The organism is Rhodococcus sp. NPDC127593 (genome assembly GCF_042671975.1).
GTDB lineage: Bacteria > Actinomycetota > Actinomycetes > Mycobacteriales > Mycobacteriaceae > Rhodococcus_F.
Window position 1 is genome coordinate 1 of the sequence record NZ_JBHXWI010000049.1, and the last position, 18,533, is coordinate 18,533.

The 18,533-nt window shown below is 62.5% G+C and carries 14 protein-coding genes; 11 read left to right on the forward strand and 3 right to left on the reverse strand.

Features of this window, described 5'->3' with window-relative positions; translation table 11 throughout:
- The first annotated feature begins 877 nt into the window (after positions 1-877).
- The 5 genes from ACFVJ3_RS35485 to ACFVJ3_RS35505 all read left to right on the forward strand — a co-directional run bounded on the left by ACFVJ3_RS35485 (position 878) and on the right by ACFVJ3_RS35505 (position 7,151).
- Complete coding sequence (locus tag ACFVJ3_RS35485; protein WP_378456515.1) at positions 878-1,993, forward strand: thiolase family protein; 1,116 nt, start codon at positions 878-880, stop codon at positions 1,991-1,993.
- Positions 1,983-2,381 (forward strand): Zn-ribbon domain-containing OB-fold protein, encoded by a 399-nt coding sequence (locus ACFVJ3_RS35490; protein ID WP_378456516.1) that lies wholly within the window; start codon positions 1,983-1,985, stop codon positions 2,379-2,381. The genes ACFVJ3_RS35485 and ACFVJ3_RS35490 overlap by 11 nt, the downstream gene beginning before the upstream one ends.
- Positions 2,378-3,166 (forward strand): enoyl-CoA hydratase-related protein, encoded by a 789-nt coding sequence (locus tag ACFVJ3_RS35495; protein WP_378456517.1) that lies wholly within the window; start codon positions 2,378-2,380, stop codon positions 3,164-3,166. The genes ACFVJ3_RS35490 and ACFVJ3_RS35495 overlap by 4 nt, the downstream gene beginning before the upstream one ends.
- A 5-nt stretch (positions 3,167-3,171) precedes the next feature.
- Positions 3,172-5,271, forward strand: a complete 2,100-nt coding sequence (locus ACFVJ3_RS35500; RefSeq protein ID WP_378456518.1) for an acetate--CoA ligase family protein — start codon at positions 3,172-3,174, stop codon at positions 5,269-5,271.
- A gap of 842 nt (positions 5,272-6,113) precedes the next feature.
- Positions 6,114-7,151: an ABC transporter substrate-binding protein gene (locus ACFVJ3_RS35505; protein WP_378456519.1), complete on the forward strand. Its 1,038-nt coding sequence runs from the start codon at positions 6,114-6,116 to the stop codon at positions 7,149-7,151.
- A 713-nt stretch (positions 7,152-7,864) separates the two neighbouring features.
- Here ACFVJ3_RS35505 and ACFVJ3_RS35510 read toward each other — a convergent pair.
- The gene (locus ACFVJ3_RS35510) at positions 7,865-8,863 is read right to left on the reverse strand and encodes an Lrp/AsnC family transcriptional regulator (RefSeq protein ID WP_378456520.1); all 999 of its coding nucleotides are present in this window, start codon (positions 8,861-8,863) and stop codon (positions 7,865-7,867) included.
- Positions 8,864-9,457: 594 nt separating this feature from the next.
- Between ACFVJ3_RS35510 and ACFVJ3_RS35515 the strand changes: the two genes are divergently transcribed.
- Genes ACFVJ3_RS35515 through ACFVJ3_RS35540 form a run of 6 tightly spaced genes read left to right on the forward strand, consistent with a single transcriptional unit; the run spans position 9,458 to position 17,436 of the window.
- Positions 9,458-10,504 (forward strand): ABC transporter permease, encoded by a 1,047-nt coding sequence (locus ACFVJ3_RS35515; RefSeq protein ID WP_378456521.1) that lies wholly within the window; start codon positions 9,458-9,460, stop codon positions 10,502-10,504.
- Positions 10,501-11,385 (forward strand): ABC transporter permease, encoded by an 885-nt coding sequence (locus tag ACFVJ3_RS35520; protein WP_378456522.1) that lies wholly within the window; start codon positions 10,501-10,503, stop codon positions 11,383-11,385. The genes ACFVJ3_RS35515 and ACFVJ3_RS35520 overlap by 4 nt, the downstream gene beginning before the upstream one ends.
- A 58-nt stretch (positions 11,386-11,443) precedes the next feature.
- Positions 11,444-13,027 (forward strand): ABC transporter substrate-binding protein, encoded by a 1,584-nt coding sequence (locus tag ACFVJ3_RS35525; RefSeq protein ID WP_378456523.1) that lies wholly within the window; start codon positions 11,444-11,446, stop codon positions 13,025-13,027.
- Positions 13,028-13,044: 17 nt separating this feature from the next.
- Positions 13,045-14,700 carry a dipeptide ABC transporter ATP-binding protein gene (locus ACFVJ3_RS35530; RefSeq protein WP_378456579.1) on the forward strand — a complete coding sequence of 552 codons (1,656 nt, stop codon included), beginning with the start codon at positions 13,045-13,047 and terminating at the stop codon, positions 14,698-14,700.
- Positions 14,600-16,204: an amidase gene (locus ACFVJ3_RS35535; RefSeq protein WP_378456524.1), complete on the forward strand. Its 1,605-nt coding sequence runs from the start codon at positions 14,600-14,602 to the stop codon at positions 16,202-16,204. Before ACFVJ3_RS35530 ends, ACFVJ3_RS35535 begins: the two co-directional genes overlap by 101 nt.
- 8 nt (positions 16,205-16,212) lie before the next feature.
- Positions 16,213-17,436, forward strand: coding sequence for a M20 family metallopeptidase (locus tag ACFVJ3_RS35540; RefSeq protein ID WP_378456580.1), 1,224 nt, complete (start codon positions 16,213-16,215; stop codon positions 17,434-17,436).
- A gap of 313 nt (positions 17,437-17,749) precedes the next feature.
- On the opposite strand, the gene ACFVJ3_RS35545 is transcribed toward ACFVJ3_RS35540, so the two are convergent.
- Together ACFVJ3_RS35545 and ACFVJ3_RS35550 are read right to left on the reverse strand one after the other, a co-directional pair.
- Positions 17,750-17,887: a hypothetical protein gene (locus ACFVJ3_RS35545; protein ID WP_378456525.1), complete on the reverse strand. Its 138-nt coding sequence runs from the start codon at positions 17,885-17,887 to the stop codon at positions 17,750-17,752.
- Positions 17,888-18,181: 294 nt separating this feature from the next.
- Complete coding sequence (locus ACFVJ3_RS35550; protein ID WP_378456526.1) at positions 18,182-18,523, reverse strand: alpha/beta fold hydrolase; 342 nt, start codon at positions 18,521-18,523, stop codon at positions 18,182-18,184.
- Positions 18,524-18,533: the final 10 nt, after the last annotated feature.

The following is an 18,533-nucleotide window of genomic DNA, read 5'->3' on the forward strand; positions in this document are numbered from 1 at the left end:
GCGTCCACCGAGGAGGTGACACCGGCCTTGACTGCCTGACTCACCAACGAGGAGCCACGCGACGGCCCTCGTACACCACTCCCATGGACTTGACCGCGCCGGGCTCGAGTTCGCCGCAGGCTTTGTCTGTGGCGGACAGTGTCCCGTCGGGGATGGAAATAGACGACACCCGGCGGGCTCCAATCTCCGAGGGTGCCGTTTCGGGCCTTCTGTCGAGTCGATCGGTGCGCTGCAAACGCAGATTTGCGCAGCATGACCGCCGAAACCGCTACTCGCGTAAAGTCACGTGCCTCCGATCAGTGAATGACCACCTATGGGGACGCACATATCCGATCGACTTCGCAGCTCGACTGAATGGTGGCCTGCGAATAACGGTCGGAACCTCCCTGGGCAACGACTGTCTGTGCCTAGGCAGCACGGGCCAATGCGCACGAGAGGGGCATACGGCGCAGGGTCTAACGAAGTGAGTCTGTGCGATCGGACTGGCCGTCCGACAGTCGTCGGAAGTAGTAGCGGGATTGCCACGTGCGACTCAGGTATAGCGGAATTCGCGCGAGATGCGGATCGCGCCGCCGTGCTCACGCGGGCGGGGATGTCATTTCAGGGAGTTCTTCTAACGCGTAGAACTTGGCCGTTCCCGGGCGAACTCCACTGAGGTCGAGGGTGGCGGTCCCCGCGCCCGCTGACACTGAAGCTTCCGTCGTCATCGAACGTGACCAAGTCGCCGTCCTGCAATTCTCGGTGCTGCAACAGGCACTTCAGATACTAAACCGAATTCAGTTTGACAGATCGGAACGGTGGAGTTACGTTCAGTCCCGTGACTCCGCATCGAAGATGGTCGGCGAACACCGCAGTAGTCGGCTTAGGCGTAACGGCCATGGGAAAGATCTATGGGCGAACCACCGCGGACTTCGCCGCCGAGGCGATCGGCCTAGCCCTCGACGACGCGGGACTGCAGAAGACCGACATCGACGGTCTGCTACTCAATGGCAACGGAAACCTGGATATGGATCCGCGCCTGCAGTTCTCGCTCGGATTCGAGGATCTGTCGATCATGAACTCGATGAGGGCATTCGGCTCGACAGTCGGCTCGATGGTCCAGTACGCCAGCCTTGCTCTGGAAGCGGGCTTGGTCAACCATGTGGTCCTGGTATTCGGCGACACCCCACTGAAGCCCGCTGTCGGTGCGGGTGCCGCCTACGCGGCTCGCGGGGTCTGGGACGGGATGAACGTCCTCAAGGCGGCGTACGGCGAGTTCGGTGGCAATGTCCCCTACGCTCTGGCGGCGCGTCGACATATGGAGCTCTACGGCACCACGAGCGAGCAGCTCGGCGCGATCGCCGTCGCCCAGCGCGAGTGGGCACAGATGAACCCGCACGCGCAGATGCAGAAGCCGATGACGCTCGAGGACCACCAGGCCTCACGCATGGTGGCCGACCCGTTCCACCTCTTCGACTGCTGCCTGGTCTCCAACGGTGCCGTTGCCGTCGTGATGACGACTGCCGAACGCGCGAAGGACCTTCGGCAGCCGCCGATCCACCTGAAGGCTGCGACGCAAGCCGCGCCGGGGGACAACCAGATTTCCGGACGCGACCCGGGGATCATCACGGGCGCGAAGCAGGCCGGAGAGCAGGCCTTCGCGCTTGCGGGGATCACGCGCGACGACGTCGACATCCTCGAGCTCTATGACTGCTACACGTACACGGTTCTGGTGACGCTGGAGGATTACGGCTTCTGCGAAAAGGGTGAGGGCGGTGCGTTCGTCGCGGACGGCAAGCTCGGTCCCGGTGGCTCGCTGCCCACCAACACCGGCGGCGGACAGCTGTCGGGCTACTACATGTGGGGCTTCACCCCGCTATCGGAGGCCATCATGCAAGCACGGGGCCAGGCCGGCGACCGCCAGGTGGCCAAGAACGACATCGTCTTGGCCAGTGGCAACGGTGGCGTCCTCAACTTCCACTCGACCACGATCTGGAGCAAGCATGCCGACTGACGCCCCAGAGCTCACCTACGACGACGCCAGCGCCCTGTTTTTCGAGGGCGCGGCCCGTGGCGAGCTCATGCTGCAGTTCTGCGAGTCGTGCGACGGATACATGTGGCCGGTGAAATACCGCTGCTCCCATTGCTTCGCGCCGGCCGTTGTGTGGCGTGCAGCGAGCGGTGGGGCGACGTTGTACAGCCTGACCGTCGTACACCAGGCTCACCCGAGGTTCGCCAGTCCGTACGTCCTCGCAACGGTCGAAACGCAGGAGGGTGTCCGGTTCAACGCCTCGCTCGTCGGCGAGAACGCCGCGAGCATACCGATTGGGTCGGAGCTCATTGCCGACTTCGACCGCACCGAGAAGCCGTTCACCGTTCCCAGATTCCGGAGAGCCTCATGAGCTATCACTTCATCACCTACGAGAAGCGCGACCGTGTCGCGGTCGTGACGCTCAATCGGCCGGAGTCGATGAACGCCCTGCATCTCGAGGCGCACCGCGAACTCGCGGGGGCGTGGGAAGATTTCCGCGACGATCCTGACGTGTGGGTCGCGATTCTGACCGGAGCAGGTGACCGCGCCTTCTGCGCGGGGAACGACCTCAAGGTCACGGCCGAGCGTACGGCGCAGGGCGGCGACGTCCAGGGCGAGGCCCGCCCCCCGTTCGGGCGCATTACCCGTGACTTCGACTGCCCGAAGCCCATCATTGCGGCGGTCAACGGCGTCGCCGCCGGCGGCGGTCTCGAGCTCATCCTGGCCTGTGACATTGTCGTGGCCTCGGAGCACGCCCGCATGGGACTTCCCGAGCCGAAGGTCGGCCTCTTCGCCGGTGCCGGGGGCGCTCACCGGCTCGCACGTCAGGTCCCCTTCAAGGTGGCCATGGGGATGCTCCTGACCGGCGACCTGATCGATGCGCCCGAGGCCCATCGGATCGGGCTGATCAACGAGGTCGTTCCCCACGACGAGCTGATGACGACGGCGCAGGCGTGGGCCGACCGGATTATCAGGTGCTCGCCGTTGTCCGTGCAGCTCACCAAGGAGGCGGTCTTCGACGCCCAGTTCCTGAGCGTCGACGACGCGTTCCGCAAGGACAACGGCCGACGCGATCGGTTGCTGGCCTCGCACGACTTCGTCGAGGGGCCAAAGGCCTTCGCTGAGAAGAGAGAACCCGAATGGACAGGACGCTGATCGACATGACCGGGACCCACTCCCTGAGCGCGCTGCTCGCGCCCCGCAACGTCGTCATCGTCGGTGCGTCGGAGCGCTCCGCCTGGTCCGCAGGGTCGTTCTCCAACTTCGCCCGGCTGGGGTTCGAGGGTCAGGTGTATCTCGTCAACCGGAAGGGTGGCAGCGTCCACGGACAGTCGGCACACAAGTCGTGCGCCGAGATCGGCGAGCAGGTCGACCTGGCCCTGCTGCTGGTGGCCGCCGAGGCCGTCCCGAACGCGCTGCTCGACATCGCCGCGGCCGGGATTCGCTTTGCTGTGGTGCTAGCTGCCGGCTTCGACGAGATCGGTGCCAACGGTCGTGCCTTGCAGCAGCAGATCACCGAGCTCGCTTTGGAGCTCGGGGTAACCTGCGTGGGACCGAACTGCCTGGGGTTCATCAACCTCGTCGACAAGGTGCCCGCTTGGTCCGGCCGGATGGCCGAGCTCACTACGGGCGGAATGGCGGTCGTGTCGCAGAGCGGCGCGACCGCGCACACTATCTCGGCCTTCGCAGCGCAGCAGAACATTGGCGTCAGCCACGTCGTCTCAACCGGCAACGAGTCGATGGTCGACACGACCACGATGGCGACCATCCTCATCGAGGATGAGCGGGTCCGCTCCGTGGCAATGTTCATCGAGTCGATCCGCGATGCCCGAAGCTTCCGGAGTCTGGCGCGTCGGGCGGCCGAGCTCGGCAAGCCGATCGTGGCGCTCAAGATCGGCTCGAGCGAGCTCGCCGCCGAGATCGCCCAGAGTCACACCGGTGCACTCGTCGGTGACGACCGCCTGGTCGATGCGGCGCTTCGGCAGTTCGGCGTCATCCGGGTCAGGTCTTTGGAGCAGCTGGTGATGACGGCCGGGCTGCTGTCACGTACCGGTCCGCTGGCCGCGGGTGACCTAGGAGTCGTCTCGATGTCCGGCGGCGCCTGCGACCTTGTTGCCGACCGGGCGGATGCATCGGGTGTCAGGCTTCCCGTCCTCGCGGATGTGACGAAGGCGCGGCTCGCCGAGCTGTTGCCGGAGTTCTGCACCCTGCGCAACCCGCTCGACTCGACGGGCGCGGCGTCGGCGAAGCCGGAGCTCTTTCGCGACTCGATCTTCGCACTCGCCGAGGATCCGTCGGTGGCGATCGTCGCTGCGATCCACGTTCATCCGACGGAGGAACGTGGCGAGGCGATCAAGGAGCGGCTGCGGATCGACGCGCCGGCGCTCGCCGGTTCGGCCACGCCGGTGATCCTGCTCGACCAGACGATCGCGACGATAGACCCCGGGACGGTGCGCAATCTCGAGGAGCTCGGCATCCCGCTCGCCATGACGGGTCTTGACCACGTCGTCGAGGCGGCGGGCCATGCGATCTGGTGGTCGCAATGGCTTCGCCAGGATCACAGGCCTATTGCGAGCGCGCCGGACCTGTCCGACCTCGCCGGGACCGGTGGGGTGTGGAGCGAGGCCGAGTCGCTGTCGCTCTTGGTCGAGCATGGCGTCCCGGCGGTTCCGTACGCCCATGTCAGGGGCGAAGAGGCTGCCGTCGAGGCGGCGGGTCGGCTCGGTTTGCCCCTGGTGGTGAAGCTCGTGTCGCCCGATATCGTCCACAAAAGCGACGTCGGTGGAGTCCTCCTCGGCGTGGATTCGCCCGAGGCCGTCCGGCAGGCGTACCGCCAGGTGCAGGCTGCGGTGCTCGCGGTGCCGGGCGCGCAGTCCGAAGGTGCCCTGATCTCATCGATGCGATCCGGCGGCGTGGAGATGATCGTCGGGGTTGTGCGCGACCAGCAGTGGGGGCCCATTCTCGCGGTCGGCCTCGGGGGTGTCCTCGTGCACGTCATCGACGACAGTGCCCTGCGGACCCTTCCCGTAAGCGAGACCGACGTGCGTGAGATGCTGTCCGAGTTGCGGGGGAAGGCTCTGCTCGACGGTGTCCGCGGCTCCAAACCCGTCGACCGCGATGCGTTGGTGGCTGCGATCCTGAACGTCGCCAGCCTGGCCGAGCGGCTCGGCGACTCGCTCGAATCCATCGAGATCAACCCGTTCCGCGTGGAGGGCTCGACCGTCGAAGCCCTCGACGCATCGATCGTCTGGGCGCCTTAGCGTCAACATTGCGAGCCCATGCACCCGGCATCATGACCGAGCCACGCACCCAGAGGGATGTTCTGACACTGTCTGTCGATGCGAACCGGTGAGGCTGCGGAGTACTTGGGCATGTCGGTAGTTGGGGTGCGCAAGGCGGCAACGCAGGGCCGGTTGAATCAACATCGGCTCCTCGGCGACGCCGCCGCACGGTTGGCAAGGGGTACCGATCAGCATCTCGGGAGATCGCGGGTCTTCTCGCAACGCGAAAGTGCTCGCCGATCGTGAATTGTGCCCAGCATGACCGAGCCGGGATCGACTGCGCCACGGCTGTTCGCGTGCACCACCCGCGCATACATGGCGGTCGACGACGCGACCGGCGAGCCGATCGGGCGGGCGATCTGATTGCCGGCGCCGGTGGCGAGTTGGTGTCGCAGCTGTGGCAGAACGTATCTCAGGCGCACGCCACACCAGTGGCAGACATCCTGGACGAGATGCGGCAGCGGCTCGCGGCCTGGTTGCGCGAGGGCAAGTTGGGCGAGTAGTCGTCACCTCCACAAAAGTGAACTGGTTTCACTTCAAGGGATCAGGTGATTGACATCACACACAGGGCCATCTAGATTCAAACTGATTTCAGTTCATGACGGAGAAGAGTCATGACGTTCGTTCATTCGGCTGATCTCGTCGGCGGGGCAAGGTGGTTTCTCGAATCGGGCCACCTGGCATTGTGTCGGCTCTCTCGATCGTGTTGCTGCTACTCGAGTCACTCGCGGCATAAGAGTTCCTGCTGCGTGTGATCCTCGCTCCATCCCGAATACGCAGGTTCGCATTCGTCGAACCGATACCGGAAGGGCTTTCATGCCATGAGAAGTATGCCGATAAAGCTGATGGCCGTCGCAGTGGTCGCCGCTTTCGCCTCTGCCGCTTGCGGATCCGGCGGCTCCGGACCCACTGGGCCAGTGACCGGCAGTTGGGACGACGTCGTCGCCGCGGCCAAGGGCGAAGGCAGTGTGCTGCTGTACTCGAGCCAGAAGCCCGCCAATCTCGACGCTCTCAAAGTGGCATTCGAGCAGGAGTATCCCGAGATTTCCCTCGAATACGTTCGGGGGACCGATGCCGACATCAACCCGAAGGTCGAGGTCGAGAATCAGACGAAGCGCGGAACGGCTGACGTGCACATGCTTACCGACGCCGCGTGGATCGAGACTGCCGCCGAGTCGGGCACCTACTCGACCGACCTCGTCGGCCCGGCATTCGATGCACCGGAATACGACCCAAAGACCAGTATCATGTCCGACAGATTCTTCTTGACGAGTGCGGCGGTGTTCTCTCTCGGATGGAACACGACAGCACTTCCGAGCGGTCTGCAGAAGCCGGCAGATATGCTCGACCCGGCGTTGAAGGGCAAGATCGGAATCGTCAACCCGTCCGGTATCGCCTCCTATGTCGACCTCTACCGATTCTTCGAGAAGAACTTCGGCGCCGACTATCTCCAGAAGCTCGCAGAGCTGAAACCGCGAATCTACCCGAGTGCACTGGGGGTCGCTCAAGCATTGACCTCAGGGGAGATCGTCGCAACCCCTATGGTGCAACCCCTGGTGCGAGAAAAGGAATCGGGTGCACCAGTGGACTGGGCATTGCCCGCGCCCTCGTGGGGAACCCCGTGGTTCACGCACGCCCTCTCCGCGGCGCCGCACCCCAATGCGGCGCAGGTGCTGGCGAACTTCATGGTCACTCCCGCCGGCCAGAAGGCGTTGTCCCTCGGCTACGCGAGCGCCCTCCCCGACATCGAAGGAAGCGTCGCACGAGCCCAGGACATCGCGCTGCCCAACGCCTCCGATCTCACGCCCGAATCGCTCACGCAATACCAGTCGGAGTGGGAAAAGAAATTCATCCAGTAGGCCGCGCACCAAGCGGTTTCCATTCTTCCGCGCCAAACTCAATCGCGACATAGCCCTCTCCACACGGCGGGCGTTTCGCATCTCAGATCCTGACGAGGGTGATGCGGTGCGCGGCGGCCGCCCGCAGGCTGTCGTCGAGGGACTCTCAAGTTGTCGATATAGCTGGCTTAATCTGTGGTGGCGAGCTATTCGCGGCGGACAGGCGTCCGTCGAAGGTGATCTCGAAGGTCTTCAACGCCGCCTTCCAATGGTTGGACCAGCGTATCCGGGTCTTCCTGGCGGGATCGAGACTCATGATCGCGAGGTAGACGCACTCGAGCGCCGATTGCTCGTCGGGAAGTGACGGCGGGCATCGGCGGCTCGGCGAATCTCGGGTTCAGACTCTCGACCCCGTTCGTCGTGGCGATCAGCGTTCGGATCTCGATGTCGAGCACCAAGAATGGTGTGAACCTGTCGACTCCGACAGTGGAGATCGACTTGATTATGTCGCAGAGCGCTGCGGTGCGGCGGATTTGCGAAAGCGCGGTGCCTCTGATCGAGGGTGGCCTTGCGCGGTGTTGCGGTGCTGGATCTGCATCTGGTGGATTCGTTGTTCGCGGCGTCGTGTTGCGTCTGCTGGGTTGCGGAGCTGGTGGAAGGCGCGCATTCGGTCGATTGCGGTGAGTCGCCAGCGGAGGAGTGTCTTCTACGGGTCTGCGGACAATCGTGTGTCATCATGGCTCGGGGCTGACCGGAAGGTGGGCGATAGCTCTTCCGCTACTGTCCAACAATCGGCCCATGTGTTTGACCGTGTGCAGTACCACGGCTCGGTCGGAGATCGTCACACCGAACTCAGCGAGGCGGCCCGTGATGCGCGTCTCCAGGCGATGGACCTCTTCCAACGACTGCAGCCACACGTCGAGGACGAGATTGAAGGGACCGGCTGTCACCGAAGCCATACGTAGTCCTGGTATCGAGTTGAGGGACACCGATACTCGCTCGACTTGGTTTGCTGGTACGGAGCCGAAGTAGATTGCCGAGACGGGGTAGCCGATATCCGTTCGGGCGGCGCCGCACCGGAATTCGAGACGCCCTGCTCGTTCGAGCGCCTGAATACGGCGTTTGACGGTTGCTGCGCTTGTATCAAGTTCTTCAGCAAGGGTTTGGAACGAGGCTCGCCCGTCCCGTTCGAGAGCCGCGAACAACCCCCTGTCGATTGCGTGTGGTCGTATCGGGGTCGACGCACGGTCGAATCTCGTGGAAGGCAGTCGTCTACGCTGAGCCGCATCAAGAACGTTCAGGCTCCACGTGCTGCCGATGGCGAGCGCGTGAGTCACGAGATGCATTCGGATTGATCGACACTGGTCGAGTCCGGCGACACCACCTGCGAAATCTGCAAGCGCATCGAGCCCGTGTGCCACGACGAGTGCCAGGTAGTCACGTACGCCCGAGGTTCGACGAAGGCCGATGACGTCCGGATGGCCGGCGAGCGAGTGTTCGAGCTGGGGCGCTGCCAGGCCTCCGGTGTCGATCTCGACCCACGCCCGGACGACAGGCTCCTCCGGGGACGATCGAATGAATCCGCGCACCCACACGATTCCTGCCGACTCGAGTTCCTCCCATCGTCGCGCCACGGTCACCGGGGACATTCCCAGAACGTCGGCAACAAGGGTCCACGGCGCGCGTGGTGCGAGTTGCAGACACTCGACGAGCTTCAGATCAGGCTCGTTCATTCTGGATCAGTGCTCCTTTGGCGGATGTCTACATTTTGACCGCGACTTCTGGCGGAAAACATCAAGTTTACACAGTCTTGTTTCGATTTAACAATGATCGCCTTCAGTATTGCGCAAGGCTTCTTCAGGGCCTTCGAGATGGATACGGAAGAGATGGAGTGCGAGCATGCAGGCTGTAGACCTAGCTCGACGGGGAATAGGTGCGCGGGCAGCTTCTCGAAGGAAGCAAGCAATAGGTGCCGATGCAGACACTGATTCATGTGGTGAGCACGAGACGAGTATGAGGACCTCGTCGTCTATGACGAGCCGCCACGGCCGAACAATTGCGGCGCTCCATGCCACGCACGCCGGCCATCGCGCTGACCCGCAGGGAACTCTCGGGCGTCGTCAGCTGCCGTTGTGTCAATCGCCGAGCACGGGTCTGCCCAGCGAACCACTTCGGTGGGGCCTCGAGGAGCTTCCGAGATAGCCTGCGCGGCAATGCCGAGCGGGCAGACGGGTTCGCTCAGTGATCCGCGGCACTATGCGGGAACCAAGGCACAGACCAGACTGCGTTCCCACCACACGTGAACGCGGAGCAAAGGGGCCACGAACATGAGTTCTATCCACGGTTCGGCTGGAGGGATCGGCACGATCTCTCCGCCGGCCAATCCACAGACGACGGCGGCGAGAACCCCGCTTCGTGTTCCGTCGGTGCTGCTATTCCTTCTCGCGCGTGTTGCTCGCGGCTTCGTCGTGCTCTTCACACTGTCGATACTCGCTTTCGGCGTGGTCCATCTCATTCCCGGCGATCCTGCTGAGACCCTCGCAGGCCCGTACAGCGATGCGGAGACCCGGGCACAGATAACAAGAGATCTCGGTCTCGACGGCTCGCCGGTGTCGCAATACCTCCGGTGGGTCGGCAATGCGCTGCAAGGAGACTTCGGGACTTCGTACATCAACGGGCTACCTGTGAACGAGTTGATCATGTCGAGGATCCCGAACACATTGCAACTCGCTGTGGGAGCTACGTTGGTGTCGGTGATTTGGGGAGTCACGTTCGGCCTCGTTGCCGCGATGAAGAAGGGGCGCCCGTTCGACTGGTTCACTCGCGGAGCCACCTTTCTCGGCATGGCCACACCGGTATTTGCGTTCGGTGTCTCTCTCGTCCTACTGGCTTCTGTGGCAATGCCCGCCTGGCCGACTCTTGGCTTCGTCCCGTTCGACGAGAACCCGTCGCAGAACCTGGCCAGTATGGTTCTTCCCTGCCTGGCGATCGGGTTGCCTCTCGGGTCGACGATTTGTCGGTACATGCGTACATCGATGCTGGAGGTATATGACCACGACTTCATGAGGACGGCACTCGCCACCGGAAGTACCCGATGGCAAGCGACGATTCGGCACGGGTTCAGGAATGCCTCGGCTCCGGTGGTCACCATCGCCGGCCTGCAGATCGCCGGAATCGTCGGCGAATCGATTCTCGTGGAGAACGTATTCGCCATTCCAGGGATCGGCCAATTGACCATCACTGCAATCAACAACAACGACTATGCGGTAACTCAGGCGTGCATCCTGCTGCTCGGTGTGGTGTATGTGGTGATGAACCTCGCGGTCGATCTCCTGTACCCATTGATCGATCCGAAGGTAGGGGCGTCCAAATGACCGCCGACAACCTGGGCGCGCGTGCATCCGTCGCCGACAAGAGCAGCAGAACGACAACTCTGGCAGCCATCAAGGCTGCGATAGTCTCCCGGCCCGGGCTTGCGGTCGGAGTCTCGATCCTACTCGTGCTGCTTGCAATGTCAGCCCTCGTCGGCGTGCTGCGGCCCTTCTCGGCCACCGAGGTTGCCGGAATCCCCTTCACTGGACCGAATTCCGCAAACTGGCTCGGAACCGATGAGCTCGGGCGCGACTACTTCGTCCGAGTGTGTGTCGCAGCGCGCACCTCGTTGACCATCTCGGTATGTGCCGCTTTGCTCGCTCTCTTCATTGGTTCCGCGATCGGTCTGGCTGCGGGTCTCGAAGGCGGCAAGCTCGATTCCCTGCTCATGGGTGCCATCGACTTGCTGGTCTCGTTGCCGTCGATCATCGTGGCGCTCGGCGTTGTGGCGATCTTTTCGCCCACGATGACTACTCTCGTCTCAGTCCTCGCTATCGTATCCGTGCCGAACTTTGCGCGTGTCATACGGTCTCGCGGACTGGAGCTACGGGAGCGTGAGTTCGTCCTGTCGGCTCGGGTATCGGGAATCTCGTCGTTCCGTATCGCTAGCCGACACCTTCTGCCGAACGTACTCACAGTGATGATGGTCCAACTCTCGAACACAGCCGCGATCGTGATCCTCATGGAGTCAGGTCTGAGCTACCTGGGTCTGGGAGTCCAGCCGCCCACTCCCAGCTGGGGCAAGATGATCTCCGAATCTCAGAGTTACATGGTCGAGGCGCCGTGGCTTCCCTTGGTTCCCTTCATCGCGTTGCTGATCACGTCCTCTGCGTGGGGATTGATAGGAGAGGGCTTCGGATCGAAGCGCAAAGCAGCGAACTAGCCTCCCCGCCTTCATCCATGAACTTACTCAGCGCCTATGCGCGACGAAAGGCACTGCCGTGAAAGTATTCAATTCACATTCGAAGGCAACAGTTCTTGCGGCCACCACTGTGTTGTCGCTCTTCCTCGCAGGCTGTTCGGGTGCGAGCACAACCAGAGCCGGTGCGGCCGCTGAGGCGGGGGATCCTGTACGCGGCGGTACTTTGATCGTGGGTGAGGACACGCAACCGGTCAGCGGCTTCGATCCGATGTTGGCGCAGGCACTTGACGCGAAACGCATTGTCTCCCAATTCTACGAGGGATTACTCTCGGTGAGTGCCGATTTCACTGAGGTGCAACCGGCGTTGGCCAGCGAATGGACACAACTCTCCGACACGAAATACAGCTTCACCCTCCGCGCCGGCGCCAAGTTCCACGACGGTTCACTCGTCGAACCGTCCGACGTAGTATTCAGTCTGAATCGGATCGCCGACCCGGACCAGAACTCCCCGTACAAGCGTCTATACGATCTCAAGTCCGTCACTGCCACCGGCCCCGACACTGTCGAGATCGAGACGAACGCGCCGCAGGCATCGTTGTTGACCCTTCTTGGCCAACCGTGGAGCGGTGGGATCGTCAGCGAGGCCTGGATTACGAGCCACACAGCAGACCAGATCAAGACGACCGAGAACGGAACCGGCCCCTTCTCCTTGGCTGAGTTCCAAGAAGGCGCCGTGATCAAGACGGTGCGATTCGAAGACTACTGGGACGAACAGAAGCCCTACCTGGACGGCGTCGACTATCGACTCATCTCCGCTGAAGCCACTCGCGTACAGGCCCTCAGTTCGGGTTCGGTCGACATGATCGAGGTCCGTGCGTCCACCAACGCAGACACACTGAAGGCAAAGGGCATCAACGTCGGCCCGCCATTCAGCATCGGTACTGCGTGGTACGCAATGAACACGCTCTCCGGACCATTGTCCGATATCAAGGTTCGACGGGCTTTGAGCATGGGAATCGACCGAGATCAGCTGATTCAGGTTGCGACGCTTGGCGAAGGCGTTCTCAGCTACACCGTTCCGCCGGCAGACCCATACGGCACCGAGGCATCCGAGGATTCGCCCTACTACAAGCATGATCCGGACGCAGCGAAGTCCTTGCTGGCCGAGGCCGGCCAGCAGAGTCTAGCTCTGTCGATGCTCGTGCGGTCAGACAATCCGAAGGCTGTCTCAACAGCCGAACTGATGAAGCAGCAGCTCAGTGAGATCGGGGTGAATCTCGAGATCCGGACCGTGCCGTTCAACCAAGTGGTCAACGCGGTAACGGGCGGAGAGTGGAACGCTGACATCGTCACATTGAACGCATCGCTCAATGCCGATCCAAGCCAGTATCTCGACCTGTGGTTCGCGCAGGGAGCCCCCGGCACCAAGGTCGACGATCCCACGCTGTGGAAGATGATGGACGAAGCGGACCGGATCACCACAGGCAACGCCGACCGCAGCGCCAAGTACGCGGAGATCGGCAACTACATCGCCGAGAACGCCTACCAACTCGTTCCCTACGCCTCACCGGTTGTGTACGACACCTGGGCGAGCAAGGTGCACGGATTCGAAGCCGACCTCTCAGCCACCCGTCTCCTGCTGAAGAATGCGTGGATCAGCTGATGAACACAATTGCGACGATGACCCTGAACGATTGCGATGACTCGCGACAACCCATCGTGGACATCCGAGGCCTCACCATTGCCTACGGCGATGCCGTTCCGAGCGTCAAAGGCGTGGACCTCGTCGTCCACCCCGGTGAGATCGTCGGATTGATCGGCGAGAGTGGAAGCGGGAAGAGTTCCGTCGCGATGGCGTGTCTCGGGCTCCTCGACGGATCGGCCACTGTTGCAGGCAACCACTTCTCGGTGTGCGGGACGGACATGCTCGAAGCCGAAACATCGGATCTCGTGAAACTTCGCGGCAGCCGCGCCGCCATGGTATTTCAAGACGCAATGGGCGCACTCGATCCGTGTATGAGGGTCGGTGCTCAAGTCGCCGAGGTGGTGAAGCGCCACCGCAGCCTACCCAAGAGCAAATGCCGCACTGCTGTGATCGACCTACTGGAACGGGTTGGAATACCTAACCCCGAGATCCGCGCCAGACAATACCCACACCAGCTCTCCGGCGGACTTCGCCAACGCGCAGCCGTTGCACTGGCACTCGCCGGCGAACCGGACCTGCTGCTAGCCGACGAGCCCACAACTGCTCTCGACGTCACGGTGCAGGCCGGGATATTGGACCTCTTCCGCTCCATTCGCGACGAGTTCGGCGTCGCAATCCTGCTGATCTCCCACGACATCGGCGTTATCGCGCAGACTTCTGACCGGGTCGCGGTGATGCTCGACGGGAAGATCATCGAACAGGGCGACGTCGAGGACGTGTTGCTGGAGCCTCAGACAACCTACACACAGACGTTGTTGAGGGCAGTTCCCACCATCGAACGAAGTGAACGTTCCGCCCCCTCCGCAAGTAGACCGCGGAATGCCGGTGACGCGACGGTTTTCTCGGTGCACGACCTTGGTCGTAGATATCGGACGAGCAGTGGGTTCGTCGACGCGTTGAAGGGCATCACATTGGATGTCCATCGCGGCGAAGTTCTGGGGATCGTTGGCGAGTCGGGCTCGGGAAAGAGCACGCTTGCCAGGATTCTCATCCAATTGGAGAAGGCAACCAGTGGATCGGTCGCCTTCGAGGATGTCGACTACGGTGGAATGCGCAGTGGCCGACTCCGGGAATTCCGCAACGCTGTCCAGATGGTCTTTCAGCATCCATCGGGATCACTCAACCCGCGATTGAAGATCAAGAACTCCATTCGTGAGCCATTGACTGTTTCCAACAAGGGGCACCGACACGCCGAGCGCGTGCGCACTGTGCTCGAAGAAGTCGGACTACCCGCAGACAGTGGGGATCGATTCCCGCATCAGTTCTCCGGCGGACAGAAGCAGCGGATCGCGATCGCTCGTGCGATCGCAGCGTCACCCGAAGTGGTGCTGTTGGACGAACCGACGTCGGCGCTCGATGTGACCGTTCAGGCGCAGGTGCTCGAACTGCTCGCTCGGATTCAGCGTGATCGCGGCCTGACATACATTCTGATCTCGCACAATCTGGCCGTCGTACGCGCAATCAGTGATCGTGTGATCGTGATGAAATCCGGCGAGATCGTCGAAAGCGGAACGCCCGAGGAAGTGTTCGATGCACCGTCGCATCCCTACACGCAGGCGCTGGTTGCGGCGATACCGTCGGTCGACCCTCGTGAACGGCAACGTCTGTCGAGCCAGGCCAAGTCGGCATGACATCGATCTGCCCGCACGGTCGCGCGCCGCGGATCTCACGAAAGGAAGCATCATAGACACGCAATGGCTCGACGCCACGACGCAGGCGGAGCTGGTACGCACTGGGGAGGTCGCGCCACGCGAGCTCGTGCAGGATGCGATCGAGAGAATCGATCGTCTCGACCCGGTTCTCAACGCAGTGAACCACAGACGGTTCGGGGCAGCGCTGGCGGAATCGGAGACGGTCGACGCTTCGGCTCCGTTCGCAGGAGTACCCACTCTGATCAAGGGCTTGACAGCAATGGAAGGCGACCCCAATGACCGGGGAACGCTGGTGCTCAAAGATTTCGGGTCGACTGCCAAGTCCGACGCGGTCATTGCCCGTCGATTCCGGGAAGCGGGTTTCATCGTTGTCGGTCGATCTGCAGCGCCGGAACTCGGCATCGTATCTACGACGGAGAGCAAGGCACACGGAATTACCAGAAACCCGTGGCGACTCGATCTCACATCAGGTGGGTCTTCTGGAGGAGCAGCGACAGCCGTCGCTGCGGGAATGGTGCCAGCAGCACACGGCGGCGACGGGGGCGGTTCGATCCGCATGCCCGCGGCCTTCTGCCATCTCGTCGGGCTCAAGCCTAGCCGGGGCCTGATCAGCACCGGACCTGCGACGGCAGATCGATGGGGCCACAGTGTGCCCGGCGTCCTCACCCGAACCGTCCGCGACACAGCGGGGATCGTCGACGCGGTGTCGGGCGGCGAGCCTGGCGACCAGGGACGGCCAGCCCTCATCGAGGGTGGCCTGCTCGGGGCGCTGAAGCGAGCGCCGACGCGGCTCAGAATCGGATTCGTCACATGCCCAGCCGGGCTCTCGGCGCCGGTGGATGCTGAGGTGAGTGATGCGATTCTCGATGCCGCACGACTACTCGAGAGCTTGGGACACACCGTCGACAGTTCCTATCCCGACACGATGTTCGACCCTCGGAACATCCGTGCCTTCTTCGACTCACTCAGCGTCACGGTGGCTCAATCGATCGACGCGATCGAGGTGGAGGTCGGCCGCGCGCTCGCATTCGACGAACTCGACGTGATCTCGCGTCATTGGGAGCGCCGAGGGCGGGAGATGTCGGGTGTGGATCTCGCCGATTCGCTGAACTGGCTGGGCGGGTTACGTTCCCGCATGGGGAATTGGTGGGCGTCGGGATTCGACCTGCTTCTCAGTCCGGTCTTCGCTACGACGCCTCCGAAGCTGAGCTGGCCGTGGTCCGAACCCGGCGGGGTCGAGAAGACCATCGACGTTCTGACCTTCACCGCTCCGATCAACTCGACGGGCCAGCCGGCGATCTCCGTCCCCTATGGGTTCACGTCCGCAGGTGAACCGTTGGCCGTGCAGTTGGTTGCAGCCTTCGGTCGTGACGATCTCTTGATATCCACTGCGGCACAAATTGAATCGGCGAGGCCCTGGGTGCACATGACCCCCGCCGTTGCAGACAGGGCAAACTTCGATGCAGAAGGTGCAGGCGCGTAATGGGCACAATGAACGATCAGGGTGTCGACGTCGGGCTGCGATTGGAGACCGAACGCGCTATTCGCGACAGTGTCGAGCACTATGCCGCGGGTCTCCTGGACGTCAGTCACAGGATTCACCGCCAACCGGAACTGCGCTTCGAGGAACGCTTCGCGTCTGCTCTTCTAACGGAGACGTTGCAGAAGGAGGGGTTTCGAGTCGAGATCGGAGTCGCGGATCTTCCGACTGCATTCATCGCGGATTTCGGATCCGAAGCCGACGGGCCGACCGTTGCGTTCGTCCTCGAGTACGACGCACTCGAGACGATCGGACACGGATGCGGCCACAATGTCATTGCGTCGATGGGCCTGGGTGCTGCACTCGGTACGAAGCGTTGGATGGAGCAAGAGGGCCGACATTTCGGGCGGATCCTCGTCGTCGGAAGCCCAGGTGAAGAGGGTGGGGGTGGGAAGAACCATCTCATCGCCGCAGGACTTCTCGATGGCATCGATGCAGCACTGATGATGCATCCATCCGGTGAGAATCTCTCTGTAATGCGGACATTGGGTAGGGTCGCTGTCGACTTCGAGTTCAGCGGGCGGGCCGCCCACGCCGCAGTGAGTCCTCATCTGGGGATCAATGCGCTCGATGCTGCCGTGCTCACACTCAACGCGATAGGCCTTTTACGGCAGCAGTTGTCGACCGATAGTCGTGTTCATGCGGTTATTCTCGATGGCGGCGAGGCACCGAACATCATTCCCGAACGCAGTCTAGTTCGTGCGTACATTCGGGCGGAAGACACCCGCACGCTGGTGGATGAGTTGCAGCCCAAGGTCGAGAATTGCGCGCGTGGTGCTGCACTCGCCACCGGAGCAACGGTCAGTATCACAAACCAGTCGCCCACCTATGCAGCGCTCGCGCCGAATGCAGTTCTCGGGGCCCTGATCGAGAAGAACTTCGCGCGGGTCGGCCGCATCACAGAACCGGCCCGTGCCGAGGTTTTTCCAGGGTCCACGGACATGGGCAATGTGAGTCAGATCGTTCCGGCGATTCATCCCAATATCGAGTTCGTACCCGGACTCGGAATGCATACCCGAGAAGCTGCGGCCCTCGCGGCCGGTAAACCCGGTGACAAGGCCGTTCTCGATGGCGCGCTGATCATGGCAATGACCGCGGCCCAACTGTTCACCACACCCGAGTTGATGGATCAGGTGCGCGAGTCGTTCACCGAGGGCGTCCGGATTGCGCTGTGAGTGCGATGGCGCGGTCGGCGACAGGGTGGATAGGGCCATGATGTTCCGGGTCGAGGGACTGCTCGATGACGGCACAGTTGAAGCGATCGTCGCGGCGTGCGTCGCCGGCCTCCACACCGGTGGGTGATCGGGGTGGAGGTGGCGGTGTCGTTTGGCGATTTGAGTGGCGATCCCGGAAGTTTGCCCCGACGTGCTGGACGGCCTGTCATGTGGACGCAATGAAGCTCGGCGACCCGGCGGAGGTGACGGCGTGCTCTCCTTCGTCGAAGGGCAGCTGGTCGAAACGGCGGGTGGAGGGTAGTGCACCTTGAAATCAGGCGATCGCGGCGCAGAATCCGTCGAGGTTATCGTTCATCATGATGTGACCGGCGTCGGCGACGACTCTGATGTCGCATCCCATTGTGGAGAGTTCGGCGGTGTCCAGTCGAGACGTCGACCCGGTGACGAACACGCGTGGAATGTGCAACGCCGCGAGCTGAGCCCGAAATGTCGGCTCACGATTGCCGATTAGCGAGACCGCTGTGCGGTGCAGACCGGCGGGGGACCATCGCGCCACAGTGTGCGCGAAGTCTGCTGAGTTGGTTTGTCCCTCAACAGCCTCCGTCTGCAGTGAGGCGATCAGGGCGGCGTGTCCGTGCGCTATGAATTCACCTTCGTCCCATGATGCGATTTTTGCCGATAGTGCCCCCATTCCGGGGTCGAGGTTTCCTTCGCAGACCATCAGGTGTCCGGTCAGGTCCGGCCGTTACGTGGACAGTGCGATGGCAATGGAGCCGCCCAAGCTGTGGCCGACAAGGCTTACCAATTCGAGTCCGATGGAATCGAGGACCGACGCGACGGATGCGGCATGGTCCTCGACGGAGTAGGTGAAGTCGTCGGGATGGTCACTCCAGCCGCTACCGAAAAGGTCGACCGTTATCGACCGCCCCTGGGTTGCGGGATGAGCGACAACGGACGTAAACGCAACGCTGCTGGCTGATCCGAGACCGCCGAGGTAGACAGTGGTCGTTGCGTTTGCACGATGGCGATCTCCGGAATCGAAGAAGGCGAGACTGCCGGAGATGCCCGAGGGCGAATGGACGTGCATGTTTGTCTTT